Below are 22,620 nucleotides of genomic sequence, written 5' to 3'. Positions count from 1 at the left end.
TGCCCGTCTGGTCGGTAAGAAAACGGGCCGGCGAGATCGCCGACCCGTTTCGTCATCAGTCTGAGATCAGAACGCCTCGGCCGGCATGGCCATCAGCACGTCGGCGCCGGTCTTCATCTTCTTCAGATGGGCTTCGGCGTCGGGCAGGATGCGCTCGACGAAGTAGCGGCCGGTCTGAAGCTTGGTCGCATAGTAGGGATCGGTCGAACCGGCCTCGACCTGCGCTTGAGCCACCTTGGCCATCTGCGCCCACATATAGGCCAGGGCCGTCAGGCCGAAGACGTTCAGATAGTCGGTCGAGGCGGCGCCGGCGTTGTCCGGATTGGCCATGCCATTCTGCATCAGCCACATGGTGCCGTCCTGCAGCTTGGCCTTCACATCGGCCAGGCCGTCGACGAAGGGCTTGATGGCCTCATTGCCGCTGTTCTCGGCGACGAAGGCGTCGATTTCGCCGAACCAGGTCATGATGGCGCGACCGCCGTTGGCGGGCAGTTTGCGGCCGACCAAATCCAGCGCCTGGATGCCGTTGGTGCCCTCGTAGATCATGGTGATGCGGGCGTCGCGCAGATATTGCGAGGCGGTGAAGTGTTCGGTGTAGCCCGAACCGCCATGCACCTGCATGCCCAGCGACGCGACATGGAAACCCTTGTCGGTCAGATAGGCCTTCAGCACCGGCGTCAGCAGGCCCATGTAATCCTTGGCCTTCTGGGCCACGGCCGCGTCTTCGGACTTTTCCAGGTCGGCGTGAAGCGCGGTCCACAGGATGAAGGCCTGGCCGCCTTCGACGAAGGCCTTGGACTCCAGCAGCATGCGGCGCACGTCGGGGTGGACCATGATGCTGTCGGCCGGGCCGTCCGGGTTTTTCGGTCCGGTCAGCGAACGGCCTTGCAGGCGGTCCTTGGCGAACTCGACGGCGGCCTGATAGGCGGCGGTGCCGATGGCCAGACCTTGCAGGCCGGTGCCGAGGCGGGCCTCGTTCATCACCACGAACATATTGTTCATGCCGCGGCCTTCTTCGCCGATCAGCCAGCCCTTGGCGCCGTCGTACTGCATGACGGCGGTGGCGTTGCCGTGGATGCCCATCTTGTGCTCGAGCCCGGCGCATTCCAGGCTGTTGCGCTCGCCCAGCGAGCCGTCCTCATTGACCAGGAACTTGGGCACGACGAACAGCGACAGGCCCTTGATGCCCGGAACCGCGCCTTCGACGCGGGCCAGCACCGTGTGGATGATGTTGTCGGCGAAGTCATGCTCGCCCGCCGAGATCCAGATCTTCTGGCCGGTGATCGAGTAGGAGCCGTCGCCGTTCGGCACGGCCTTGGTGCGCACCATGCCCAGGTCCGTGCCACATTGCGGCTCGGTCAGGTTCATCGTGCCGGACCATTCGCCGGTCGCCATCTTGGGCAGATATTTCTGCTTCAGCTCTTCGGAGGCATTGGCGTGGATGCCGGCATAGGCGCCGGCCGTCAGGCCCGGATACATCGAAAAGGCGGCCGAGGCGCCGGCCGTCATCTGACCGAAGGCCGAGGCGACCACGCTGGGCATACCCTGACCGCCGTAGGCCGGGTCGGCGGCCAGCGCCATCCAGCCGGCTTCGGACATGGCCTTGTAGGCTTCCTTCCAGCCCTTGGGTCCCGTCACCACGCCGCCCTCGGCCCAGTGACAGCCTTCCTTGTCGCCCGGATTGTTGATCGGGGCGATGACCTCGTCGGCGAACTTGGCGCCTTCTTCCAGGATCTGGCTGACCAGATCCGAAGAGACGTCCTGGAAGCCCGGCTGGTTGGTGTAGCGGTCGATCTCCAGCACTTCATTCAGGATGAAGGTGAAGTCGCGGACAGGCGCCTTGTAGGCCATGGATTACGCTCTTGCTTTGAAGGGGTGGTGGTGGTCGTGGTTGAGACGCGCGCGCAGCAGCTTCTCATAGTCTTCGGCGCCCGGCAGCAGGTCGGGGCGGTGTTCGGACAGTTTGGATTCCATCCAGGCGCAGGCCTGTTCGGCCGTCTCGATGGCGCCTTCGATATCTTCCAACTGCTGCTTCAGCGCCACGATCTGGGCGCGGTGCCGCACCAGGGCCACGGCCATCTGATGGACGTTGTGATCCTTCTGATCATAGAGGTCCATCATGTCCTGGATCTCCTGAAGGGTGAAGCCGATGCGGCGGCCCCTCAGGATCAGTTTCAGCCGGGCGCGGTCGCGAGCGTCATAGACGCGGGTCTGGCCCTTTCGCGCGGGCGTCAGCAGGCCCTTGTCCTCATAGAATCGCAGGGCGCGCGCCGTGGCGCCGAACTCGCGGCACAGCTGGCGAATGGAATAGGTGCGGTGGTCGTCGGCGGTGGCCATACGCCTTCATAACTTGACGTGCGCGTAAAGGGAAGAGGCTTACGCGCACGTAAGGGTAAGCTTTTCGCCTTTCCCGACGATCAGGCATGAAAAAGCCCGGAGCCTGGGGGGAAGCTCCGGGCGCAAACGCCGGACTGCAGGGGGGGAGAGGGGTCCGGCGTTCGATCTTTTTCAGTCAGGCCTTACGGCGGCCCAGCAGCACCGGGACGGTGATGGCCAGCAGGACGGCGTTGACCGCCGCCAGGCCGAAGTCCTGGCTCAGCGCGTGGATCGTCATCATGGTCGCTTCCATGACGATCAGGCCGACCGCCGCCGTCACCAGCAGGGGGCGACCCACCCGCCACGAGATCAGCGGGCTCAACACGCCCATGGCCAGGACAATCTCGACCACGCCCAGTCCGCGCACCATGTTTTCGGGCGCGACGGCGGGCCAGCCCATCAGATTGATCAGGTTGGTCATCGGCTCGGTCAGCTTGGCGTAGCCGGCGGCGATGAAGAACATCGCGACCCAGCCCTGCAGCGTCCACAGGGCGATGTTGGCGTAGGCGGTGCGGCTGCGCGCGGCGGCGGATGTCAGGGTGGAGGTGGTCATCGGGGAGGAGCCTGATTTCGTAACGGTCGCGATTCGGTCGAAAGGGCCGCTCGCTGAAGATCATATAGCGGCGCTTTCGATCTTTGTCATCATGCGATGACATCAGCTGATGACATCGATTGATGACTTTCTGTTACGAACGGAAGGGCGGAGCGGATTTCGTCCGCCCCGCCTGGGTTCTCGCATCGCTTTCGCCCTCAGCCCTCAGCCCTCAGCCCTCAGCCCTCAGCCCTCCGGCTGCGGCCCCGGCGTTTGCACGATCAGGTCGCCGGGCTGGCAGTCCAGTTCGCGGCACAGGGCGTCCAGGGTCGAGAAGCGCACCGCGCGGGCCTTGCCGGTCTTCAGGATGGACAGATTGGCCAGGGTGACGCCGACGCGGTCGGACAGTTCGGTCAGGGACATCCGGCGTTCGAGCAGCAGCCGGTCCAGTTGGATCATGATCATGGTGCGCGCCCCTCAGACCGTGGTCAGCTGTTCGTCGCGCATGGCCGACCCCTGCCGGAACACCTCGGCCAGGATGAACACCACCAGAATGCCCAGCCAGGACCCCAGGTCGAAGTCATAGTCGGACGGCGACTGGCCGATGCTCTGCGGGGCGACGAAGACCAGCAGCAGCGCCGTCAGCTGAATGCCGATCAGGCCCAGGCCCACGCCTTGCAGTCGTTTGACGTTGGCGAACTCGAAGGCGTCGCCCTGATTGACCGACAGCAGGATGCGCCGCAGTCGGTTGATGATCCACCAGGTGAAGCCGCAGGCCATCGCCGCACCGAGGAAGGTCAGGCGTCCGGTCCATTGCAGGGTGTTGCTCGGATCGGCGCTCGCGCCCTTCAGCCCGTCGATCAGGCCTGCGCCGAAGCTTGGCACGATCAGGGTGAACAGGAAGACGAGGATGGTGGCGATGGCGCCGATCATCACGAACACATTGACGAAGCCCAGCAGCCAGCGAAGTGCGCTGGCGACGGAATATTTGCCGATCAGTTTCATCTCGAAAGCCCTTCCCTTCGGGTCGCCCTCCGCGACCGCCTTGGTGAATATCGATATGGATTTATCGATAAACGGGCAAGTACATTATTGATAAACGAGATGAAGCTTTCGTAAGGTTCGGCGTCAGGCCGTAAAGCCCCAGGCCAGACGCGCCGCCTCCAGTCGGCCCAGCTTGGCCTGGAAGGGCGCCCAGTCGTCGGCGTCGGCGATGGCGGCCCAGATCGCCTCGACCTCGCCGATCAGCATCTCTTCCGGTTCGCGCGCGGCGAACATCGGATGTTCCAGCCGTTCGATCCGGTCCGGTTCGTGTTCCATCAACGCAAAGCGGAAAGCGTCGAAGGCCTCGCCCTGATACGATTTCGCGCGCGGTCCCGACAGGGCGCGGGCCGAGGAGGCGAAGCCGCCGAACCAGTCGAAGAACAGCGGCTCCCACCTCAGGGCGGCTCCCCCGTCCCGCAACAGGGCCAGGGTTGTATCGACCAGCCGCTGATCCGCCGCCTCGCCCAGGCTGTGGACGCCCAGCCGCATCAGGAAGGCGGCCCGCAGTTCGCGGATATAGGCGGGACCGAATCCGTTCAGTGCATCCGTCAACGGCTCGACCTCGGCGACCAGTTTCAGGCACCCGGCTAGCTGCGTCAGGTTCCAGAACACCGCCTCCGGCTGGCGTGCGAAGGCGTAAAGGCCCGTCTGGTCAAAATAGGCGGCGGTGAAGGCCGGGTCGTATTCGGGCAGGAACCGCCAGGGGCCGTAGTCGAAACTCTCGCCCGTGACGTTCAGATTGTCGGTGTTCAGAACCCCGTGCACGAAGCCGGCGGCGATCCACCGCGCCGTCAGTTTCGCCGAGGCCTCGACGATGGCGGTCAGCAGACCGGGCGCATCTCCGGCCGCCACGTTTGGGTGATACAGACTGCGCACGTGTTCGATCAGCGCCTCGATCTGGTCCTTGCGCCCCAGATAGGCCGCGCGCTGGAATGTCCCGAACCGCACATGGCTGTGCGACAGCCGCACCAGAACGGCCGACCGGGTCGGCGACGGCTCGTCCCCGCGCTCCAGCGCCTCGCCAGTCTCGATCAGCGAAAAGGCGCGGCTCGTCGGGACGCCTTGCGCCTCCAGCATCGTCGCCGCCAGCACCTCGCGCACCCCGCCCTTCAGCGTCAGCCGCCCATCGCCTCCACGCGACCAGGGCGTCTGGCCGGTGCCTTTGGTGCCCAAGTCGAGCAGACGGCCTTGAGCGTTATCACTCGCGACGCGGTCGCTCGTTGCTTGAGCGCGCATCTGCGCCGCCAGGAACCCGCGCCCGTCGCCCAGATCGGGATTGTAATGCCGGAACTGATGCCCGTGATAGCGCATGGCGATCGGCCCGGGCTGACCCGGCAGGGGCTCGAACCGCCCGAACGCGGCGATCCACTCCGCCTCGCCCAGCCCCTCCAGCCCGACCTCGGCCGCCGCGCGGTCGTTGCGAAACCGCACGATCGTCTGCGGAAAATCCGCGGCCTGAACCGCATCGGCATAGTCCGCGCCCAAATCAAAGAAGCGCGGTTCGGGGCGGTAGGCGGGGGAGACGGGCATGGCAGGCTAGGTGCGTGTCCGGCGAGGGGAGCGCAACCGCGCGCGCGTCTTTCTTTCGTGATCCTCCAGTTTCGCTCCGCTCGACGCACGATCACCAAGAGGCCGGCCATCCTATTCGCCTGAGGTCAGTCCAATATTTTCAATCCTCTATCGACCGACGGCGTCATCTTCCTGCCCACGCTTCTAAGCCGTGCGATCCTGTCTCAATTCGTCCGCACGAAACACGTTGCATAGTCGGGGAGAGAGAAATCAGACGAATTAGACGAATTAGACGGTGTTTTTCCGATGCGACCCTCTGATTTGGCGCCGGCGCCTCAGCCTGCGCCCAGCAGGTCCGACCAGCGCCAGCTGCCCCTGCCCAGCGCCAGTTGCGCGCCGCCCGGGCGGTCTTCCAGCTTCAGTACCGCCAGGCCCGTCATGCGCTGGCTCTTGCACTCGGCCGGGGCGAAGGCGACCTCCAGGGCGATGGCCTGGCGCACGCCGGCCAGACCCTTGCCGGCTTGGTTGCGGCTTTGCAGCCAGTCACCGTTCCAGACCAGGATGGCGCGGCCGTTCGCGTCCATGTCCTGGGATGCGGCTATGACGGCGCGGCGCACGGCCTGGTCGTCACGCACGGCGTCCTGAACCCAGCGCACCATGTCGCACGAACCCCCGCCCGAGCCTGATCCCGCGCCGGTCCCGCCAGAGCCGCCCGATCCGCCGACGCCCGATCCGCCGCCGCCGCCCGGACCTGCGCCGACCGTCATGGCGCCGGCGATCTGGGCTGCGCCCAGCAGGGGCAGGGGCGGACCCGGCGGGGCGGGCGCGGCGGGCAGGGGGTCGACGTCGGGCGGACGTTTGCTGACCACCAGTCGCGGTCGCGCCGCCGCCACGGCCGGCGGTCGCCGCTGGGGTGCGGGTTTGGGCGGCGCGGCCGCCTGGGCGGCGGCGGCCGGCGCCTCGGGCTTGGGCGAGGGATCAGGCGCGATCACGCGCGCGGGCGGGGGAGGCGGCGGGGGCGGCTCGACCAGTTCGATCATCATGGGCGGCGTCTGCGGCGCCTCGACGATCGGCTCCGCCTGGCCGTGCATCAGAAGCGCCAGCCCCAGATGCGCGGCCAGGATCGGCGTCGCCGCCAGCGCCCAGCGCCGTGTGCGCGCCGCGCTCAATCGCCGATCCGTGATGGGAGTTGAACACGCCGCCGCATGGTCATCGGGACAAAACGCCTGTAAAAACCGCCAGGCCCCGTTGAAAACATTCGGTCGCGTCAGGAAAGTGGCGTCGGCGTGAATACAACCGCGCGACGGCGCACAGCGGCGATAGATAAGCGTGTCCGCCCTCCGGCATCGGCCGTCGGCGGCGCAACGTCTTCACTGGCACGATGGTTCCGTGCTTCTGCAAGAATAACGCGAATATTCGACTCTCTTATGGTCAAGCTGACACGATGCCGCCCAAAGCGCGTCATTACTCCGCCTTGTCTCATACGCCATTTTCATCTTGCGCATGAACTGGGTGTGGCGCTCCCGGCAAGAAGGAGACAGAACTTGAGCAGATCGAAACTCAGGACGGCGGTCGTCGGCGGCGCCCTCATCGCCCTCGGCTTTGCGGCCAGCGGCTGCGCCAGCCATCGTTTCGTGCGTGATCAGGTCGAAGTCGTCGACAACCGCGTGACCACCGTCGAAGGCACCGCAGGCCAGGCCCTGCAACGCGCCAACGACGCGCACAAACTGGCTGAGGGCAAGTTCCTCTATCAGGTCGTGCTGTCGGACGATTCCGTGAAATTCCCCACCGACGCGGCGGCCCTGTCGCCCGAGGCAGAGCAGCGACTGGCCCAGTTCGCCCAGCGTCTGCAGGGTGAGAACAAGAACGTCTATCTGGAAATCCAGGGCTACACCGACTCGACCGGCACGCCCGAGCATAACGATCAGCTGGGCGAGCAACGCGCCGAGGCCGTGCGTCGCTTCCTGAACCGCCAGGGCGTCGCCCTGAACCGCATGGCCACCATCTCCTATGGCCAGGAACAGCCGGTGGCCTCGAACGACACGCCCGAGGGCCGTTCGCAGAACCGCCGCGTGACCATCGTCGTCCTGGCCTAAGTCGCCTCGACCTCGACCTCGAACGCCGGAACGGCGGCCGCCCTCGCAGCGGCCGCCGTTTTCGTCTCTACAGCGTGTCGAAGAAGGCCGGCACGGCCTGCGTCGCCGGTCCGTAAACGCCTTCGTCGAACAGGCGCGCGCCAGACGTCGGCTCCAGATTGATCTCCACCGTCCGCGCCCCGGCATACCGCGCCGCCTGCACGAACCCCGCCGCCGGATAGACCGCGCCCGACGTGCCGATGGACACGAACAGGTCGCAGGCTTCCAACGCCCGCTCGATCCGCTCCATCTGAAGCGGCATCTCCCCGAACCAGACGATGTGCGGCCGCATGACGCCGTCGGGATGATGCCGCGAGGCCTCGTCCGCCGCCATGTCTCCGGCCCAATCCATGACGACGCCCGACCGGGTGCAGCGACCTTTCCGCAGCTCGCCGTGCATATGGATCAACTCAAACCCGGCGGCCGGCGGCGTCTGTTCATGCGCCCGGTCGTGCAGATCATCGACGTTCTGCGTCACCAGCAGAAAGTCGCCCCGCCACCGCGCCGCCAACGCCGCCAGCGCCTGGTGCGCCGCATTCGGCTGGACCTCGGCCAACTGTCGCCGCCGCTGGTTGTAGAAGTCCTGCACCAGGGCCGGGTCGGCCGCAAAGCCCTCGGGCGTCGCCACCTCTTCGATGCGATGCCCCTCCCACAGGCCGTCCGAGGCGCGGAAGGTCGGCACGCCGCTTTCGGCCGAGACGCCGGCGCCGGTCAGGACGACGAGGTTCATGCTGGGCTCCTTTGGGCGAGACGGTCGTGCAGCCAGTCGATCATGGCGCGGACCTTGGGCGGGACGTGGCGAGGGTGGGGGTGGACGGCCCAGACGCCTTCGTCGGGCGGGCGTTGGTCGTCCAGCAGGGAGGCGAGGGCGCCCGAGGCCAGTGCTTCGGCGACGTAGAAGTCGGGCAGCTGGCACAGGCCCAGCCCCTGCAAGGCGGCGTCCAGCACCGCCGCGCCGGAGTTGCAGCTCCAGCGGCCGGAGGGGCGCAAAGTCACCTCTCTCCCGGCCTCGGTGAAGCGCCAGTGCTCGGCCGAGCCGATCAGGCCGTCGTGGCTGGGGATCTCGGACAGGTCGCGCGGGGCGCCGCGACGCGCCAGATAGTCGGGGCTGGCGCACAGGATCAGCCGCCGCGAGGCCAGCCGTCGGGCCATCAGCCGCGAGTCGGTCAGATGGCCGAACCGGACCGCCAGATCATAGCCGTCGCCGACCAGATCGCGCAGGCGGTTGTCGAGATCCAGCTCGATCCGCAGCTCGGGGTTTTGGCGCGCGAAGGCGTTGACGGCCGGGGCGATGAAACGCTCGCCATAGGAGACCGAACAGGTCATGCGCAGCAGGCCGCGCGGGGCCTGATCATCGGGCTGGACCGCGGCCAAGGCCTCGTCGCGTTCGTCGATCAGGCGGCGACAGCGGGCCAGGAAGTCGCGGCCCGCGTCGGTCAGCTCGACCCGGCGGGTGGTGCGGTGGAGCAGGCGGGTCTGCAGCCGGTCTTCCAGCCGGGCGATCTCGCGGCTGACGGCCGAGGTCGATAGGCCAAGGCGCCGCGCGGCGGCCGAGAAGCTTGCCTGTTCGGCGACAGCAGTGAATTCGTCGATCCCGTCCCAGCGGCTCATCGGGACGTTCGATCATGATTGTTGCAACGTGACAATAATGTTTTGCGGTTGTCGCCGTTTCGGCCAGGCGCGGCGCGGCGTACAAGGGGCGCAAATCCCCTCAAGCAGCGAGCCGCCGCGCGGCGAGCGATAGGGGCCTCCGGAGGATCTAAGATCATGAAAACCCGCGCCGCCGTTGCGTTCGAAGCCAAACGTCCGCTCGAAATCGTCGAGGTCGATCTGGAAGGCCCGCGCGCCGGCGAGGTGCTGATCGAGATCAAGGCCACCGGCATCTGCCACACCGACGCCTATACGCTGGATGGCCTGGACTCCGAGGGCGTCTTTCCCTCGATCCTGGGGCACGAGGGCGCGGGCGTGGTGGTCGAGGTGGGGCCAGGCGTGACCTCGGTCGCGGTCGGCGATCACGTCATCCCGCTGTACACGCCGGAATGCCGCCAGTGTAAGTCGTGCCTGTCGCGCAAGACCAACCTGTGCACCGCCATTCGCGGCACCCAGGGCAAGGGCGTCATGCCCGACGGCACCAGCCGTTTCAGCTACAAGGGTCAGGCCATCGCCCACTATATGGGCTGCTCGACCTTCTCGAACTACACCGTCCTGCCCGAGATCGCGGTGGCGAAGATCAGGAAGGACGCGCCGTTCGACAAGGCCTGCTACGTCGGCTGCGGCGTGACCACCGGCGTCGGCGCCGTGGTCAACACGGCCAAGGTCGAGCCGGGCGCCAACTGCGTCGTCTTCGGCTTGGGCGGCATCGGGTTGAACGTCATCCAGGGGCTGAAGATGGTCGGAGCCGACATGATCGTCGGCGTGGACATCAATGGCGACAAGGAAGAATGGGGCCGTCGCTTCGGCATGACCCATTTCGTCAATCCCAAGGATGTGCCGGACGTCGTGGCCCATCTGGTCCAGCTGACCGACGGCGGCGCCGACTACACCTTCGACTGCACCGGCAACACCGTCGTCATGCGCCAGGCGCTTGAGGCCTGCCACCGTGGCTGGGGCGAGAGCGTCGTCATCGGCGTCGCCGAATCCGGCAAGGAGATCGCCACCCGCCCGTTCCAGCTGGTGACCGGCCGCGTCTGGCGCGGTTCGGCCTTCGGCGGCGCGCGCGGTCGCACCGACACGCCCAAGATTGTCGACTGGTACATGGACGGCAAGATCGAGATCGACCCGATGATCACCCACACCTTCCCGCTCGAAGACATCAACAAGGCCTTCGACCTGATGCACGAGGGCAAGAGCATCCGCTCGGTGGTGGTGTTCTGACGCCTTGCGCGTCGCCCGGTTCGTTGTTTAACAAAACGGACTGAAAGAGGGAGGTCTGACCATGTTCACCCACGTCACTGTCGGCGCCAACGACATAGAGGCGTCGCGCCAGTTCTATGACGCCGCGCTCGGCGCCCTTGGCGTCGAGCCGGGCCAGGGGCCGGACCCCAAGGGCCGCTACTGGTGGCGCACCCGCATGAGCGCCTTTGCGATCGGCGCGCCGATCGACGGCGAGCCGGCCTGCCACGCCAACGGCGGCACCATCGGTTTTCACGCCAAGACGCCCGAGATGGTCCAGGCCTTCCATGACGCCGGCGTCGCCGCCGGCGGTCGCGCCATCGAGGACCCGCCCGGCGAACGCAAGGGCCCCTTCGGCCCCATGATCCTGGCCTATCTGCGCGATCCGTCGGGCAACAAGATCTGCGCCATGCACCGAAAGACCGACTGAGTGGAAACCACCAAGACCCACGCCGTCCACGGCGGGACCCTGCGTTATCTGAAGCACGACAGCACGGCGACCGGCACGCCGATGACGCTGTCGGTCTTCACGCCAGCGGGCGAGGGGCCTTTTCCCGTGCTGATCTGGCTGTCGGGCCTGACCTGCACCGAGGACAACTTCACCACCAAGGCCGGGGCCTATCAGGCCGCCGCCGAACACGGTGTCATCATCGTGGCGCCCGACACCTCGCCGCGCGGAGACGACGTCGCCGATGATCCCGCCTATGACCTGGGCCAGGGCGCGGGCTTCTACGTCGATGCGACGCAGGCGCCCTGGGCGCCGCATTTCCGCATGGAGACCTATGTCACCGAGGAACTGATCGCCCTGATCGACGCCGAGTTTGCGACCACGGGCGTCCGCTCGATCAGCGGCCATTCGATGGGCGGCCACGGGGCGCTGACCCTGGCGTTGAACCACCCCCACCTGTTCCGTTCGGTCTCCGCCTTTGCGCCGATCTCCTCGCCCACCCGGTGCGCCTGGGGTGAAAAGGCCTTCATCGCCTATCTGGGCGACGACCGGACGACGTGGGACCGTCACGACGCCGCCAAGCTGATCGCAGCGGGTGCGGCGAAGGGCGTCTATGACGACATCCTGATCGACCAGGGGGACACCGACAGCTTCCTGATCGACCAGCTGAAGCCCGAGTTGCTTCAAGCCGCCGCCGACGCCGCCGGCCAGAAGGTCACGATCCGAATGCAACCCGGCTACGACCACTCCTACTTCTTCATGGCCAGCTTCATCGCCGACCACATCGCCTTCCACGCCGAACGCTTGAAGGTCTAGGCGCCTGATGGGACGCCGGGGTTGGATCGCTGTCGCAGTCCTGCTTCTGGCAGGCCCAGCCTTGGCGCAAGAGCAGGTCGGCGATCTGGATTGGCGGCCAAAGGTAGCCTCGCCGGCCTATGCGGCGGATGGGCCTGTCGTGCTTGTCGATCAGGGCCACGGCAGCGAGCAGACCATCGAAGGTCGTTATGCCGCCTTCGCCGCGCTGTTGCGGGCCGATGGATATCGGATCGAAGCCAGCCGGGGGCGTCTCGATGCGCCCGGCGCGCTTGATGGCGTGGCGGTGTTGGTCATCGCCAATCCGGCGCGACCGGCGGACGGCCCGCGCGCCTCGGCTTTCGACGACGACGAGATCGAGGCGATCCGCCGATGGGTGGAGCACGGCGGGGCGTTGCTTCTGGCCGCCGATCACGCGCCTCATGGTTCCGCCGCCGAAGCCCTGGCTGCCAAGTTTGGTGTGACGATGGGAACGGGCTACGCCTTCCAGCCCGTGGGCGGCGATGTCACGGCCAATCTGGTCTTTCCGCGTCCGGCGCTCGCGGATCATCCGATTGTCGAGGGCCGCGAACAAAGCGAGCACTTGAAGGTCGTCATGAGCTTCACCGGGCAGTCGCTGTCGGGGCCGGCCGACGCAACGGTGTTGCTGGCGATGAGCGCAGATGCGCGAGAGGCTCCCGATCTCGAAGCCTTGCAAACGATCCTGACGCGGCTTCGGGCCGGGCAGGATCCAGCCGTCGTCCTTGCCGAGCTGTCGCGGCCCGCCTTACCCGCCCAAGGTCTGGCTTTGCGCTTTGGCGCGGGGCGGGTGGTCGTGCTGGGAGAGGCGGGGATGCTCACGGCCCAGATCGTACGTTTTCCCGACCAGCCGGATCGCGAGCCCGTTCGCATGGGACTGAATACGGCCGGTCATGACGATCAGCAGTTCGTGCTGAACCTGATGCACTGGCTGTCGCGTCTGCTCCCCTGATGCTACAGGGCCGCCATGAGCGCTTCCGATCCCTACGAACCGATGTTTTCCGCCCTGTGCCGCGAGGTGGGCTATTGCCTGCACGCCAAGGGACAGAAGCGGGTGATCGAGGCGCTGCCCAAGGGGTTGGACGCCGCCGTGCGCGCCGTCTTCGCAGCGGAGGGCGTGGACGAGCCCAATGCGCCGGGTGACGTGAAGCGCGCCGTTCGCGATTGCCTGAAGGCGAACTTGCCAGCTTGACCGTTACGGGTCGATAAGTCGGAACAAATCCAGGCGCTGTCGCTTGGGTTTCATGAACGGGCGCCTAGATGAGGCGCTTCGGAAACTTGTCGCGAGAGGAACCTCCCATGGCCTTCACCCTGCCCCCGCTGCCCTACGCCTATGACGCGCTGGAGCCGGCCATCGACAAGGAGACGATGACCTTCCACCACGACAAGCACCACCAGACCTATGTCGACAACCTGAACAAGGCCGTCGACGCCGATGAGAGCTTGCAGGGCAAGTCGCTGGAGGAAATCTTCACCAGCATCTCGACCGCGCCCAAGGCCGTGCGCAACAACGGCGGCGGTCACTGGAACCACAGCCTGTTCTGGGAACTGCTGGCCCCGGCCGATCAGGCGGGTGAGCCCTCGGCCGAGCTGAAGGCCGCCATCGACGCCGATCTGGGCGGCATGGACAAGTTCAAGGAAGACTTCAACGCCGCCGGCGCCGCGCAGTTCGGTTCGGGCTGGGCCTGGCTGATCGTGCAGAACGGCAAGCTGAAAATCACCTCGACCCCGAACCAGGACAATCCGCTGATGGACGTCGTGGACGAGCGCGGCGAGGTCATCCTGGGCGCCGACGTGTGGGAGCACGCCTACTATCTGAAATACCAGAACCGCCGCGCCGACTATCTGAAGTCGTTCTGGACGGTGGTGAACTGGAACAAGGTCAACGAACTCTACGCCGCCGCCAAATAAGGCCGGTTCAGCCCAAAGATCGAGAGATGACGACGCCCGCCGGAACCTCCGGCGGGCGTTTTCGATTGCGTCATCGCAAACGGAGATCGAAGCGATGCGGATGATGATGACGGGTGCTGCTTTCGCGGCGCTGATGCTGGCGGCCTGTAACCCCCAGGCGGATGCGCAGAAGCCCGGCGATCCCGCGCCGCCCAACCCCACCCAGACCGTCGCGGCCCCGGCCGAGAAGCCGGTCTATCGTTTCAAGATCGGCGCACTGGACGCCATCGCCCTGTTCGACGGCGAAAATCCGGTCAAGAACGACAACCAGACTTTCGGCGTCGGCCTGACGCCGCAGGCGGTCGCCGCCCCGCTCACCGCCGCCGGACAGCCGGCTGATCCGATCATGCTGGAAATCCATCCGTTGCTTGTAAGGAACGGCGCCCGCACGATGCTGTTCGACACGGGCCTGGGCGAGCGCAAAGGCCAGTTGATGGACAGCCTGCAAAAGGCGGGCGTCGATCCGGCCTCGATCACCGACGTGCTGATCTCGCACGGCCACCCGGACCATGTCGGCGGCCTGATCCGCAATGGCGGCCTGGCCTTCCCAAATGCGGCGATCCGGATGTCGCAGGCGGAATGGGCGTCCATCCGCGCCAATCCCGAACTGGCCGATCTGGTGCGGATCATCACGCCCAAGGTCCAGGCCTTCGAACCCGGCGGCGAGGTCGCGCCGGGGGTCCAATCTCAGGATACGGCCGGCCATACGCCGGGCCACGTCGCCTATTTGATCGCCGACGGCCAGAACCAGCTGCTGTACATCGGCGACCTGATGCACCACTGGATCCTGTCGGTCGAACATCCGGACTGGAACGTCGGCTATGACGACGATCAGGCGGCAGGCCTGAAGGCGCGGCTGGACGAGGTGACGGCGCTGCGCAACTCCGGCGCCCACATCTACGCCTATCACTTCCCGTTCCCGGGCCTGGGCAAGGTGGCGACCCGCGAAGGCCGCGCCATGTTCATCTCAGAAGCGCAGTCTGCGAAGGACTAGATGCGAAGGTCCACGCCGTGCCGGGTGCGCGCGTTCATGCGCTCGGCATGGTGCTGGCGGACCATGCGGCGCTGGCGCAGCATCTCATGGATGCCGTCGGCGAGATCCAGCAGCTGGTGGTCGCTCAAAGGCTCGACCAGATCGACCAACTGCGTCTTCAGCGTCTGCATGGCCTCGTCGGACAGGCCGGTCTGAAAGCTGTTGGGTTCGGGCTGCATTCCACTCCTCCTTGTCCTCATGCGTGGTTTGGTTGCATCGAAGGAAGGGCGGGGCGACGGGATCGTTCCATTCCATCGTGCTTAACAGCCCGCCGTGCTTGACTCCGGCGCCCTCGCTGGCCATAAGCGCCGCCTTCCATGGGTCCGCTTCGGCGGGGCCGGGATGAATGACGGAAGATGCGTGGACCGCCGTTGAGATCGCATTCCCAATCCAGGGGATGCCGGGCCGTATCGTCGAAAAGAGAATAGAATGTCCAAGCGCCACAGCGCCAAGTACAAGATCGACCGGGCCATGGGTGAGAACCTGTGGGGCCGCTCCAAGTCGCCGGTCAACAAGCGTTCTTACGGTCCTGGCCAGCACGGCCAGCGTCGCAAGTCCAAGGTTTCGGACTTCGGTCTGCAACTGAAGGCCAAGCAGAAGCTGAAGGGCTACTACGGCAACATCACCGAGAAGCAGTTCGCCAAGACCTATGACGAGGCCGCCCGTCGCAAGGGCAACACCTCGGAAAACCTGATCGGTCTGCTGGAATCGCGCCTGGACGCCATCGTCTACCGCGCCAAGTTCGTCCCGACCGTCTGGGCCGCCCGCCAGTTCGTCAGCCACGGCCACGTCCTGGTCAACGGCAAGAAGGTCGACATCGCCTCCTACCGCGTGAAGCCGGAAGACGTCGTCACGGTGAAGGAAAAGTCGCGCAACATGGCTCTGGTGCTCGAAGCCCAGCAGTCGTCGGAACGCGACGTGCCGGATTACCTGGAACTGTCGGACCGCTCGTTCTCGGTTCGCTACGTCCGCGTGCCGGAACTGTCGGACGTGCCGTACGCCGTGAAGATGGAACCGAACCTGGTCGTCGAATACTACGCTTCGTAAGCGAAGCTTACGAAGCTTTCTTCAAGGGGGCTATCGCCCTTCGGGCTGCTTGAGCCCCGTGGCGGTCCCTTTGAAGTGTTCAGTTTGGAGGGCCTCGGATTCGTCCGGGGCCTTTCGTTTTTTATCCTGTTCCCTCCACGGGCGAACAGGCGCATTCTCGGCCGGTTCAGGCTTTGAGGCAGGGGAGGTCGTCAGTTGCGCGACTCCATCATGAAACGCTTGGCTTTGATCGCCGCCGCATCGGCGGGCCTGGCCGCCTGCGCCAGCCGCGGCGAGCCCACCGTCTCCACCGCAGGAATGCCCGGCGCGCTGGAGCCGATCCATGCCGCCGCTTTCACCAAGGACCAGGCCGTGTTCTGGGTCAGTTCGAACGGCTGCACGGCCAAGGAAGACCTGATCCCGATCGTCAGCCTGCAGGGCGGCAGCGCCGTCATCACTCTGCGCCGCATCGACGAGGACAAGTGCAAGCAGGACCTGGTCCAGGGCGTCGAGCTGAAGTGGTCGTTCGAGGAGCTCGGTCTGACGCCCGGCTCGCCCGTCAGCGTCAACAACCCCTATCAGATGCCTCGCTCCTGAAGACGGCCGTAGCGTTTCGTTAAGCCTGTTCGAGCGCGTCTGATTAAGCAACGTCCGCTACGACGACAGACCGTCCCCCCAAGGTCTGTAGCTTCATGCGCTTTCTCACCTGCCTGACCGACGACCATAATCTCTGGCTCGTCGCGTTGGCCGCCGGCCTGTGCCTGATCGGTTCGATCATCACCTTCCGCCTGTATCGCCGCCTGCGCGCCGCCGAAAAGGGCACGCGTCTGGCCTGGGCCTTCATGGGCGCAGTGGCGACCGGGGCGACAATCTGGTGCACCCATTTCGTGGCGATGATCGCCTATGAGCCCGGCGTCACCATCAGCTATGGCCCGGTGCTGACCGGCTTGTCCCTGGGTGTCGCCATCGCCGGCAGCGCGCTGGCGCTGTGGGTGGCCTCGCGCCGGATGCCCGCCTCGGCCGAGATCGGCGGCGTGCTGTTCGGCCTGACCGTGGTGGCCATGCACTATACCGGCATGGCGGCCTTTGCGACTGACGCCGTCCTCCACTGGTCGGCCGGCTATGTCGCGGCTTCCGTGGCGGGGGCGGTCGTCTTGGGCGCCCTGGCGTTCAATCGCGCCCGGCAGTCCGGCAAGGTGGTTCCAGTCGTGCTGATGGTCCTGGGCATCGTGGCCCTGCACTTCACCGGCATGGCCGCCATGACGATCGTGCCGGTCGGCGCGCTAGTGGATATGGGCGCTGTCGGATCGACCAACCTGGTCCTGGCCTTCGCCGTTTCCGCCGTCGGCCTGATGATGCTGGGCACCGGCGTCGCCAGCCACGCCCTGGACGTCCAGTCCCGGCTTCAGGCCAAGGCGCGCCTGGATCATCTGATCGAGGGCAGCGTCGATGGCATGGTGGTCGAACAGGACGGCGTCATCCTGGCCGCCAACGCCGCCTTCGCCGATCTGGCGGGCGTTCCCCACCACGCCCTGATCGGCGAACCGCTGTCGCGCTGGATCGCCGGCGTCGCCGATCTGGCGGTCAACGGCCTCAGCCAGTCCAAACTGGTCGCCGAGGGCGGGGCGGACATCCCCGTCGAGATCGCCGTGCGCCGCGACTGCGGTGTGGATCACGTCATGATCTACGCCGTGCGTGATCTGCGTATGCGTCAGGCGCAGGAGCGTCGCATCGCCCATCTGGCGCGCAACGACAGCTTGACCGGCCTGCCCAACCGCTCATCCTTCCTGGAATGGCTGACGCGCCAGACCGCCGACCTGACCGTTTCGAACAAGGTGGCCCTGCTGGCCATGGACCTGGACCGGTTCAAGGAGGTCAACGACGTTCACGGCCATGCCGCCGGCGACCAGCTGCTGATCCAGATCGCCGAACGGATGCGCGCCTGCCTGCGCCACGACGAGTTCATCGCGCGCCTGGGCGGGGACGAGTTCGTCGCCGTCGTGCCGATCCAGCACAAGGACGACGCCCTGGATTTGGTCGCGCGCCTGCGCGACGCCGTCACCGCCCCGGTCGTGCTGGACCATGCCGAGGTCGCCTGCGGCCTCAGCACCGGCATCGCGATCTGGCCCGACGACGCCCACGACCCGTCCGCCCTGATCAATGACGCGGACCTGGCCATGTACCGCGCCAAGGCCTCGCTGGGCACCGACGTCTGCTTCTACGAGGAGGAGATGGACGAGGCGGTGCGCAATCGCCGCCGCATGGCCCAGCAGATGCGCGAAGCTCTGGATCAGGGCCAGTTCAGCCTGAACTGGCAGCTGCAGGCCGCCGTCGATACCGGCGACATCACGGGTTACGAGGTGCTGCTGCGCTGGATCCAGCCGGACGGGATGTTTATCTCGCCGGCCGATTTCATCCCTCTGGCCGAAGAGAACGGCCTGATCCTGCCGATCGGCGAATGGGTGCTGCGCACCGCCTGCGCCGAGGCCGCCAGCTGGACCGAACCGCACAAGATCGCCGTCAACCTGTCGCCGGTGCAGCTGGGCCACGTCGACCTGCCGCGCCTGGTGCATCAGGTGCTGGTCGAGACCGGCCTGTCGCCGTCGCGGCTGGAGCTGGAGATCACCGAGACGGCCATGATCACCGACATGGAGCGCACGACCCACGTGCTGCGCCAGCTGAAGCTGCTGGGCGTCTCCATCGCGATGGACGACTTCGGCACGGGCTATTCGTCGCTATCGACCCTGCGCGCCTTCCCGTTCGACAAGATCAAGCTGGATCGCTCCTTCATGTCCGAACTGGACGGCGGACCTCAGTCGGCCGCCATCATTCGCGCCGTCCTGGCCCTGGGCGAGAGCCTGCACATCCCCGTCCTGGCCGAAGGCGTCGAGACGCTGGAGCAACTGGCCTTCCTGCGTGACCAGGGCTGTGACGAGGTTCAGGGCTATCTGCTCGGCCGCCCACAAAAGACGGCCGATGCCGAGGTTCAAGCCGCCGCACGCGTTCTGTGGGCCGTCGATCCGTCGATGGAAAAGGCCGCCTGATTAGGCCTCAGATGTCGGCCTTGCCGTATCCCGGCCAATGCGCCTTGCCGGCCCGCTCGTACTGCGGCGGCAGGCCTTCATCCTCACCCAGGGCGACCGCCGCATGGTGCGCCCAGTGCGGATCGTCCAGCGCCGCGCGGGCGATGGCGATGAAGTCGGCCTGACCGGAGCGGACGATCTCTTCGGCCTGCTGCGGATCGAAGATCATGCCGACGGCCATCACATTGGCCTCAGGCGTCGCCGCCTTCACGGCCTGGGCGAACCGCAGCTGATAGCCCGGCTCGCCGCCCGGAATCTTCGCCTGGGCGACGTTCCCGCCCGACGTCAGGTGCAGATAGTCATAGCCCATGTCGTGCAGCGCCTGACCAAAGGCCGTCACCTCGTCCAAGGCGATGCCGCCCTCGACCCAGTCCGAGCCGTTGAAGCGCACGCCCAACGCCTTCGTCCGGGGCCAGGCGTCGCGCAGGGCCTGGGCGACCCGTAGCGGGAAGCGCGCCCGGTTTTCGTAGGGTCCACCGAACTCGTCTGTGCGGTGGTTGGATGCCGGCGACAGGAACTGGGTCAGCAGATAGCCGTGGGCGGCGTGCAGTTCGACCAGGTCGAACCCGGCCCGATCCGCCCGCCGCGCCGCGTCCTCGAAGGCCGCGACGACGCGGTCCATGTCGGCCGGGGTCATGGCGGTCGGCGTGTGCCAGTCATCCTTGAACGGTTCGGCCGAGGCGCTGAAGGTTTCCCACGCGCCGTCTTCGGCCTTCAGGGCGCCGCCGCCCTTCCACGGCGCGCTGGTCGAGGCCTTGCGTCCGGCATGAGCCAGCTGAATACCGATCGGGGTGTCGCTGTAGGTGCGGATGTCGCGGATGATCCGGCCGAAGGCCTCTTCCTGGGCCTCGTTCCACAGGCCGGTGTCGTCCGGCGTGATCCGTCCCGCGGCCTCGACCCCCGTCGCCTCGACGACGACCAGTCCCGCGCCGGAGATCGCCAGTCGTCCCAGATGCTGCACGTGCCAGGGCTGGGGCACGCCGTCGATGGCCGAATACTGGCACATCGGCGCGATGACGACGCGGTTCTTCAGCGTCAGGGGGCCGACGCCGCGGGGTGAGAACAACTGGCTCATGAAGGACGATCCGTAGGGCAGGAGAGGGGGGGGCTGTAGCTATGGCGGTTGCGGTCACGTTCAACCCCGATCCTTTCCGATTGTTCACCCAGCTTTCCGATTATTCACGTGTGCGCGCCCGGCCCACGCGGCACAAAAGGGTCAAGCTTCAACTGGGGAACACACCAATGCTTCGTCTCGCTCTCGCCATCGCCATCGCCGCGCCGCTGCTGTCGGGCTGCATCATCGTTTCGACCGAAAAGCCGACCACGCGCGTCGTCACCGCGCCGGCCTCGGGCCAGTGATGCGCGGCCTTGTCAAAGGTCTGGCGGTCGCGGCCCTGGTCACGCCGCTGCTGTCGGCCTGCGTCATCTATGACAGCGACGCGGGCGAGAACGTCTCGGTGAACCTGCGCCGCGACGACGCCCCGCCGGCCGAGGCCATCCGCGAAGCCCGGTTCGCCGACGGCGCCCTGGTCGCGCGCGTCGATTCGAACGGCTGCACCCAGGCGTCCGATTTCGAGGTGTCGGTGTCGGACGGCTCGCCCGTCGAGATCACGCTTCGCCGCACCAAGCAGGACCTTTGCAAGGCCCTGGTCCCGGACGGCGTCGAACTGCGCTGGACCTATGCCGACCTGGGCCTGGAGCCCGGCACGGCGGCCCGCATCCTCAATCCGCTGAAGTAGGCGTCTCGAACACGACCAGCATGTCTGGCGGAATGCGCTGCGGCCTCAGGGTCGCAGCGTCCACCAGCACCCATTCGGTGACGCCCTGGGCGCAGACGCGGCCTTGGGCGTCCTCGATGCGGACATAGCGGGTGAAGCGTGGGCCCTGCGGATCGCCGACCCAGGTTCGGGCGACCACGCCCTCGGCGCCCGGCTCGATGCCGCGCAGATAGTCGATCTCATGCCGGGTCGCGACCCACGACCATTTCGCCCGCGTCGCCTCGTCGAAGCGCGCGTTCCAGTGGGCCGTGCCCGCATCCTGCAGCCAGCCGACATAGACGACGTTGTTGACGTGGCCGTTGGCGTCGATGTGCTCGGGTCGCACGTCCAGCGGCACGACGAAGACCTCGCGGTCCTCGCGCGGGATCAGGGTCTTCCTGGCCATCAGGCCTCGCCGAGCGGCACGCCCTTCTCGACCATCAGGGCCTGAAGTTCGCCGGCCTGGAACATTTCGCGGATGATGTCCGATCCGCCCACGAACTCGCCTTTCACATAGAGCTGTGGAATGGTGGGCCAGTCGGTGAAGCTCTTGATGCCTTCGCGCAGGGCTTCGTCCTGCAGCACGTCCACGCCCACGAAGCCGGCGCCGACATGATCCAGGATCTGCACCGCCAGGGACGAGAAGCCGCAGCGCGGCTGGTCCGGCGTGCCCTTCATGAACAGAACCACGTCGTTCTGGGCGACGGTTTCGCCGATGAAGGCGTGGACGGGGTCGGCGGCTTGGGCGGTGTCGGTCACGGATACGGGCCTTTCGTGAAGCCCGTCAGCTAGGGAGCCTAACGGGCGCGGTCAAGGCGTCCGCGACGTTCTGCACAACCGCTGAGGCCGGTCAGGCCGCCTGATTGGCCACGACGCGCGCCATCTCGATCTGCGCGGCCAGGCCCGGCGGCATGTCCCGCTCGGGCGCGGCGGCCAGTGTCGCCAGCCGATCGGTGTCGGTCGGAGTGACGATCACGCTGGATACCGACGGGTCGGTCAGCACGTAGGACAGGCAGATCGCCTCGGCCGTCCAGTTCTGGGTGCGATAAAGGAAGCCGAAGGCGTCCTTCTTGGGCGTATCGACGGGACGCTTGTCCTTGCCGAAGCCGAACAGACCCTTTTTGAAGATCGGCGCATCGGGCGCTCGCGCGCGGCGGTCGGCGTAGAAGTCATAGGCGAAGACCGCCATGTCCTGCTCGCGCGCCGAGCGGATGCGGTTTCGGATCTTCCAGTCGGCGTTGATGTCGAACGGCGTCAGCAGGGCGTCGAACGCCCCTGTCGACACATAGGCGTCCATCACGTCGCCGCCGCCGGCGATGCCCAGCAGCTTGATGCGCCCGGTGGCGCGCATGGCCTTCAGCGCGCTGAGCGACGACTGCGCCAGTTCGGTCTCGCCCGGCTCGTGCAGCACCGCCACGTCGATCCACCCCAGGCCCGAGAAGTGCAGCACCCGGTCGATGGCCGCTGTCATGCCTTGTGCCGAGAAGTCCCGCTGCTGGTCGCGGCCGTCGCCGGCGCCCAGCGTCAGGCTGACATAGACCAGCTTGCGATCCACATGCGACAGGGCCTCGCCTAGCACCTCGGCCGCCACCGGGTCGGCGGTCTCCAGCCGATAGCTGTTCACCCCGGCTTCCAGCGCCGAATACAGCAGGTCCAGCCCGGCTTCGCGTCCGCGCTTCAGCACGTCGGCGCCGAAACTCAGTGTCAGGTTGGAGATGGCGGAGCCAGAGACGCCGAAGGGGCGATAGCGCATGGCCCTCAGCCCTCCTTGGCCGGCGCTGAGGTCTCAAGCGCCAAGGCGTGCAGCTCGCCGCCCATCTGACCCTTCAGCGCGGCATAGACCATCTGGTGCTGACGCACGCGCGGCAGGCCGGCGAAGGCGCTCGACACGATCCGCGCGCGATAGTGGTCACCGTCGCCCGCCAGATCCTCGATCTCGATCTCGGCGTCGGCGAAGGCGTCGACCAGATGCTGGCGCAGCGTTTCCACGGACATGGGCATGGC

At 66.5% G+C, this 22,620-nt stretch carries 27 protein-coding genes; 12 read left to right on the top strand and 15 right to left on the bottom strand.

Annotation, left to right across the window (positions count from 1 at the left end):
* Window positions 1-66: 66 nt before the first annotated feature.
* The 7 genes from KAK88_RS14835 to KAK88_RS14805 form a co-directional block, all read right to left on the bottom strand.
* Window positions 67-1,851, bottom strand: coding sequence for an acyl-CoA dehydrogenase C-terminal domain-containing protein (locus tag KAK88_RS14835; RefSeq protein WP_242077215.1), 1,785 nt, complete (start codon window positions 1,849-1,851; stop codon window positions 67-69).
* A gap of 3 nt (window positions 1,852-1,854) precedes the next feature.
* On the bottom strand, window positions 1,855-2,337 hold the full coding sequence (locus tag KAK88_RS14830) for a MerR family transcriptional regulator (protein ID WP_242077214.1): 483 nt from the start codon (window positions 2,335-2,337) through the stop codon (window positions 1,855-1,857).
* A gap of 175 nt (window positions 2,338-2,512) precedes the next feature.
* Window positions 2,513-2,929 (bottom strand): DoxX family protein, encoded by a 417-nt coding sequence (locus KAK88_RS14825; RefSeq protein WP_242077213.1) that lies wholly within the window; start codon window positions 2,927-2,929, stop codon window positions 2,513-2,515.
* A gap of 225 nt (window positions 2,930-3,154) precedes the next feature.
* On the bottom strand, window positions 3,155-3,373 hold the full coding sequence (locus KAK88_RS14820; protein ID WP_184279353.1) for a helix-turn-helix domain-containing protein: 219 nt from the start codon (window positions 3,371-3,373) through the stop codon (window positions 3,155-3,157).
* 12 nt (window positions 3,374-3,385) lie between these two features.
* Entirely contained in the window at window positions 3,386-3,913 is a 528-nt protein-coding gene (locus KAK88_RS14815) for a DUF2975 domain-containing protein (protein ID WP_242077212.1), read from the bottom strand.
* Between the two features lie 123 nt (window positions 3,914-4,036).
* A complete protein-coding gene (locus tag KAK88_RS14810) occupies window positions 4,037-5,482 on the bottom strand; it encodes a protein adenylyltransferase SelO family protein (RefSeq protein ID WP_242077211.1) in 1,446 nt (481 codons plus the stop codon).
* Between the two features lie 314 nt (window positions 5,483-5,796).
* Entirely contained in the window at window positions 5,797-6,630 is an 834-nt protein-coding gene (locus tag KAK88_RS14805; RefSeq protein ID WP_242077210.1) for a hypothetical protein, read from the bottom strand.
* 375 nt (window positions 6,631-7,005) lie between these two features.
* Between KAK88_RS14805 and KAK88_RS14800 the strand changes: the two genes are divergently transcribed.
* The gene (locus KAK88_RS14800; RefSeq protein ID WP_039244254.1) at window positions 7,006-7,557 is read left to right on the top strand and encodes an OmpA family protein; all 552 of its coding nucleotides are present in this window, start codon (window positions 7,006-7,008) and stop codon (window positions 7,555-7,557) included.
* Window positions 7,558-7,624: 67 nt separating this feature from the next.
* On the opposite strand, the gene KAK88_RS14795 is transcribed toward KAK88_RS14800, so the two are convergent.
* Both KAK88_RS14795 and KAK88_RS14790 read right to left on the bottom strand, forming a co-directional pair.
* Window positions 7,625-8,326, bottom strand: a complete 702-nt coding sequence (locus KAK88_RS14795; RefSeq protein WP_242077209.1) for an NAD-dependent deacylase — start codon at window positions 8,324-8,326, stop codon at window positions 7,625-7,627.
* Window positions 8,323-9,207 carry a LysR family transcriptional regulator gene (locus KAK88_RS14790; protein WP_242077208.1) on the bottom strand — a complete coding sequence of 295 codons (885 nt, stop codon included), beginning with the start codon at window positions 9,205-9,207 and terminating at the stop codon, window positions 8,323-8,325. The genes KAK88_RS14795 and KAK88_RS14790 overlap by 4 nt, the downstream gene beginning before the upstream one ends.
* 156 nt (window positions 9,208-9,363) lie before the next feature.
* Between KAK88_RS14790 and KAK88_RS14785 the strand changes: the two genes are divergently transcribed.
* The 7 genes from KAK88_RS14785 to KAK88_RS14755 all read left to right on the top strand — a co-directional run bounded on the left by KAK88_RS14785 (window position 9,364) and on the right by KAK88_RS14755 (window position 14,711).
* Window positions 9,364-10,470, top strand: coding sequence for an S-(hydroxymethyl)glutathione dehydrogenase/class III alcohol dehydrogenase (locus tag KAK88_RS14785; RefSeq protein ID WP_242077207.1), 1,107 nt, complete (start codon window positions 9,364-9,366; stop codon window positions 10,468-10,470).
* A 61-nt stretch (window positions 10,471-10,531) separates the two neighbouring features.
* Window positions 10,532-10,918, top strand: coding sequence for a VOC family protein (locus KAK88_RS14780; RefSeq protein WP_242077206.1), 387 nt, complete (start codon window positions 10,532-10,534; stop codon window positions 10,916-10,918).
* Window positions 10,919-11,752 carry an S-formylglutathione hydrolase gene (gene fghA / locus KAK88_RS14775; protein WP_242077205.1) on the top strand — a complete coding sequence of 278 codons (834 nt, stop codon included), beginning with the start codon at window positions 10,919-10,921 and terminating at the stop codon, window positions 11,750-11,752. It begins immediately after the preceding gene.
* 7 nt (window positions 11,753-11,759) lie between these two features.
* Window positions 11,760-12,719 carry a DUF4350 domain-containing protein gene (locus KAK88_RS14770; RefSeq protein WP_242077204.1) on the top strand — a complete coding sequence of 320 codons (960 nt, stop codon included), beginning with the start codon at window positions 11,760-11,762 and terminating at the stop codon, window positions 12,717-12,719.
* A 15-nt stretch (window positions 12,720-12,734) separates the two neighbouring features.
* Complete coding sequence (locus tag KAK88_RS14765; protein WP_039244260.1) at window positions 12,735-12,959, top strand: hypothetical protein; 225 nt, start codon at window positions 12,735-12,737, stop codon at window positions 12,957-12,959.
* A 107-nt stretch (window positions 12,960-13,066) separates the two neighbouring features.
* The gene (locus tag KAK88_RS14760; protein WP_137722307.1) at window positions 13,067-13,678 is read left to right on the top strand and encodes a superoxide dismutase; all 612 of its coding nucleotides are present in this window, start codon (window positions 13,067-13,069) and stop codon (window positions 13,676-13,678) included.
* A gap of 94 nt (window positions 13,679-13,772) precedes the next feature.
* Window positions 13,773-14,711, top strand: a complete 939-nt coding sequence (locus KAK88_RS14755) for an MBL fold metallo-hydrolase (protein WP_242077203.1) — start codon at window positions 13,773-13,775, stop codon at window positions 14,709-14,711.
* Here KAK88_RS14755 and KAK88_RS14750 read toward each other — a convergent pair.
* Window positions 14,708-14,929, bottom strand: a complete 222-nt coding sequence (locus tag KAK88_RS14750) for a hypothetical protein (RefSeq protein ID WP_039244262.1) — start codon at window positions 14,927-14,929, stop codon at window positions 14,708-14,710. The genes KAK88_RS14755 and KAK88_RS14750 overlap by 4 nt on opposite strands.
* A 250-nt stretch (window positions 14,930-15,179) precedes the next feature.
* Here KAK88_RS14750 and rpsD point away from each other — a divergent pair, with 250 nt between their 5' ends.
* The 3 genes from rpsD to KAK88_RS14735 all read left to right on the top strand — a co-directional run bounded on the left by rpsD (window position 15,180) and on the right by KAK88_RS14735 (window position 18,820).
* A complete protein-coding gene (rpsD, locus tag KAK88_RS14745) occupies window positions 15,180-15,797 on the top strand; it encodes a 30S ribosomal protein S4 (RefSeq protein WP_017504690.1) in 618 nt (205 codons plus the stop codon).
* Window positions 15,798-15,992: 195 nt separating this feature from the next.
* A complete protein-coding gene (locus tag KAK88_RS14740) occupies window positions 15,993-16,373 on the top strand; it encodes a hypothetical protein (protein ID WP_082464942.1) in 381 nt (126 codons plus the stop codon).
* Between the two features lie 95 nt (window positions 16,374-16,468).
* On the top strand, window positions 16,469-18,820 hold the full coding sequence (locus KAK88_RS14735; protein ID WP_242077202.1) for a bifunctional diguanylate cyclase/phosphodiesterase: 2,352 nt from the start codon (window positions 16,469-16,471) through the stop codon (window positions 18,818-18,820).
* A 7-nt stretch (window positions 18,821-18,827) separates the two neighbouring features.
* Here the strand turns inward: KAK88_RS14735 and KAK88_RS14730 are convergent, their stop codons facing one another.
* Window positions 18,828-19,934 carry an NADH:flavin oxidoreductase/NADH oxidase gene (locus tag KAK88_RS14730; protein ID WP_242077201.1) on the bottom strand — a complete coding sequence of 369 codons (1,107 nt, stop codon included), beginning with the start codon at window positions 19,932-19,934 and terminating at the stop codon, window positions 18,828-18,830.
* A 283-nt stretch (window positions 19,935-20,217) separates the two neighbouring features.
* Between KAK88_RS14730 and KAK88_RS14725 the strand changes: the two genes are divergently transcribed.
* On the top strand, window positions 20,218-20,598 hold the full coding sequence (locus KAK88_RS14725; RefSeq protein WP_242077200.1) for a hypothetical protein: 381 nt from the start codon (window positions 20,218-20,220) through the stop codon (window positions 20,596-20,598).
* Here KAK88_RS14725 and KAK88_RS14720 read toward each other — a convergent pair.
* From KAK88_RS14720 to KAK88_RS14705, 4 genes are all read right to left on the bottom strand, one after another.
* The gene (locus KAK88_RS14720; protein WP_242077199.1) at window positions 20,582-21,022 is read right to left on the bottom strand and encodes an acyl-CoA thioesterase; all 441 of its coding nucleotides are present in this window, start codon (window positions 21,020-21,022) and stop codon (window positions 20,582-20,584) included. The two genes, KAK88_RS14725 and KAK88_RS14720, sit on opposite strands and share 17 nt — an antisense overlap.
* On the bottom strand, window positions 21,022-21,375 hold the full coding sequence (gene grxD, locus KAK88_RS14715) for a Grx4 family monothiol glutaredoxin (RefSeq protein ID WP_017504696.1): 354 nt from the start codon (window positions 21,373-21,375) through the stop codon (window positions 21,022-21,024). Before grxD ends, KAK88_RS14720 begins: the two co-directional genes overlap by 1 nt.
* Window positions 21,376-21,466: 91 nt before the next feature.
* Window positions 21,467-22,369, bottom strand: a complete 903-nt coding sequence (locus KAK88_RS14710) for an oxidoreductase (RefSeq protein ID WP_242077198.1) — start codon at window positions 22,367-22,369, stop codon at window positions 21,467-21,469.
* Between the two features lie 5 nt (window positions 22,370-22,374).
* Complete coding sequence (locus KAK88_RS14705) at window positions 22,375-22,617, bottom strand: BolA family protein (RefSeq protein ID WP_045809808.1); 243 nt, start codon at window positions 22,615-22,617, stop codon at window positions 22,375-22,377.
* Window positions 22,618-22,620 lie beyond the last annotated feature (3 nt).

The sequence above is a fragment of the Brevundimonas diminuta genome (genome assembly GCF_022654015.1).
Lineage (GTDB): Bacteria > Pseudomonadota > Alphaproteobacteria > Caulobacterales > Caulobacteraceae > Brevundimonas > Brevundimonas diminuta_C.
The sequence above is the reverse complement of the archived record's forward strand: the minus strand, read 5'-3'. Positions and strand labels throughout refer to the sequence as shown.

Excerpts from the sequence above, each read along its gene's own strand:
- KAK88_RS14835 (WP_242077215.1), bottom strand. The coding sequence starts at position 1,851 with ATGGCCTACAAGGCGCCTGTCCGCGACTTCACCTTCATCCTGAATGAA.
- KAK88_RS14830 (WP_242077214.1), bottom strand. The coding sequence starts at position 2,337 with ATGGCCACCGCCGACGACCACCGCACCTATTCCATTCGCCAGCTGTGC.
- KAK88_RS14825 (WP_242077213.1), bottom strand. The coding sequence starts at position 2,929 with ATGACCACCTCCACCCTGACATCCGCCGCCGCGCGCAGCCGCACCGCC.
- KAK88_RS14820 (WP_184279353.1), bottom strand. The coding sequence starts at position 3,373 with ATGATCATGATCCAACTGGACCGGCTGCTGCTCGAACGCCGGATGTCC.
- KAK88_RS14815 (WP_242077212.1), bottom strand. The coding sequence starts at position 3,913 with ATGAAACTGATCGGCAAATATTCCGTCGCCAGCGCACTTCGCTGGCTG.
- KAK88_RS14810 (WP_242077211.1), bottom strand. The coding sequence starts at position 5,482 with ATGCCCGTCTCCCCCGCCTACCGCCCCGAACCGCGCTTCTTTGATTTG.
- KAK88_RS14795 (WP_242077209.1), bottom strand. The coding sequence starts at position 8,326 with ATGAACCTCGTCGTCCTGACCGGCGCCGGCGTCTCGGCCGAAAGCGGC.
- KAK88_RS14790 (WP_242077208.1), bottom strand. The coding sequence starts at position 9,207 with ATGAGCCGCTGGGACGGGATCGACGAATTCACTGCTGTCGCCGAACAG.
- KAK88_RS14785 (WP_242077207.1), top strand. The coding sequence starts at position 9,364 with ATGAAAACCCGCGCCGCCGTTGCGTTCGAAGCCAAACGTCCGCTCGAA.
- KAK88_RS14780 (WP_242077206.1), top strand. The coding sequence starts at position 10,532 with ATGTTCACCCACGTCACTGTCGGCGCCAACGACATAGAGGCGTCGCGC.
- KAK88_RS14770 (WP_242077204.1), top strand. The coding sequence starts at position 11,760 with ATGGGACGCCGGGGTTGGATCGCTGTCGCAGTCCTGCTTCTGGCAGGC.
- KAK88_RS14765 (WP_039244260.1), top strand. The coding sequence starts at position 12,735 with ATGAGCGCTTCCGATCCCTACGAACCGATGTTTTCCGCCCTGTGCCGC.
- KAK88_RS14760 (WP_137722307.1), top strand. The coding sequence starts at position 13,067 with ATGGCCTTCACCCTGCCCCCGCTGCCCTACGCCTATGACGCGCTGGAG.
- KAK88_RS14755 (WP_242077203.1), top strand. The coding sequence starts at position 13,773 with ATGCGGATGATGATGACGGGTGCTGCTTTCGCGGCGCTGATGCTGGCG.
- KAK88_RS14750 (WP_039244262.1), bottom strand. The coding sequence starts at position 14,929 with ATGCAGCCCGAACCCAACAGCTTTCAGACCGGCCTGTCCGACGAGGCC.
- rpsD (WP_017504690.1), top strand. The coding sequence starts at position 15,180 with ATGTCCAAGCGCCACAGCGCCAAGTACAAGATCGACCGGGCCATGGGT.
- KAK88_RS14735 (WP_242077202.1), top strand. The coding sequence starts at position 16,469 with ATGCGCTTTCTCACCTGCCTGACCGACGACCATAATCTCTGGCTCGTC.
- KAK88_RS14730 (WP_242077201.1), bottom strand. The coding sequence starts at position 19,934 with ATGAGCCAGTTGTTCTCACCCCGCGGCGTCGGCCCCCTGACGCTGAAG.
- KAK88_RS14725 (WP_242077200.1), top strand. The coding sequence starts at position 20,218 with ATGCGCGGCCTTGTCAAAGGTCTGGCGGTCGCGGCCCTGGTCACGCCG.
- KAK88_RS14720 (WP_242077199.1), bottom strand. The coding sequence starts at position 21,022 with ATGGCCAGGAAGACCCTGATCCCGCGCGAGGACCGCGAGGTCTTCGTC.
- KAK88_RS14710 (WP_242077198.1), bottom strand. The coding sequence starts at position 22,369 with ATGCGCTATCGCCCCTTCGGCGTCTCTGGCTCCGCCATCTCCAACCTG.
- KAK88_RS14705 (WP_045809808.1), bottom strand. The coding sequence starts at position 22,617 with ATGCCCATGTCCGTGGAAACGCTGCGCCAGCATCTGGTCGACGCCTTC.